General features: G+C 31.1%; 1 protein-coding gene. It reads right to left on the minus strand.

Going from position 1 to position 880, the window contains the following annotated elements; genetic code table 11:
• Positions 1-291: 291 nt before the first annotated feature.
• A complete protein-coding gene (locus Q0997_RS20195; RefSeq protein WP_299892516.1) occupies positions 292-780 on the minus strand; it encodes a hypothetical protein in 489 nt (162 codons plus the stop codon).
• Positions 781-880: the final 100 nt, after the last annotated feature.

Here is an 880-nt window from a genome sequence, read left to right on the forward strand (position 1 = left end):
CGGTTGAGTAAAATCAGCGTATAAAAGCAAGAGTAATATCCGATTAAAAAGGCTGAGTGCGTTTTAAATCCGTTTGGAGATTGAGTGAAATCAGAAAGGTGAGGTTTTTTTTACATTTAATATACACTTTTTTGAGCTCGAGTGAGCACTTGTGCAGAACGTGTACGTATAAGAATAGTGCGGTTTTGTGTGCGAGGGTTTTCCGCAGGAAAATCAGAGTGACCAAATGCGCACTAACCTTTTGATTTAGGATTAAACTTAAGCATTATTTTTATACAATGTTGTGTGTAGTTATTTTTTTAGCAGTTTTTTAATTTGATTTTCTAATTCTTTTTCACTCATTTTAGAATATTCGTCCAAAACACTATTCCTTTGGTCAGGTTCTTTTTCTATTAATAACTTATAATATTCCAAGACTTTATTCATAGATTTTATAGAGGAATCTTTTAAGTCATATTTATTTCCTGTTCTAATTTTACTTGCTAATTGATTGCTTGTAAATACAACATTGATTTCGTCATAATATTTATATTTTCTATCGGTGTCCATAAATTCCTTTAGTGCTGAAAAATCAACAGGGAAGTTTGGATATTTTACAAACTGATAAGTTATATAATCCGATGCCTTTGACACAAATTCTTTGTCCGCTTGTTCAACTGGATTAGTCGAAAGCCATTCAATTCCAGCTAGTATTTCAGATTCAGATTTTATATCTATCTGTCCGAATAGCTTGGATTGAACAGATAATATTGTTAATAAACTTAATGCTAAAAGTTTCATATTCGTTTTTTTTCTAATTATACACAACGGTTCGGCTATGGTTAGTACGGGACTTAAAAGTAGTGAACTTTTGATTAAGCACTTAGCCAAAACTTTTTAT

The organism is uncultured Lacinutrix sp., from assembly GCF_947500325.1.
Taxonomy (GTDB): Bacteria; Bacteroidota; Bacteroidia; order Flavobacteriales; family Flavobacteriaceae; genus Lacinutrix.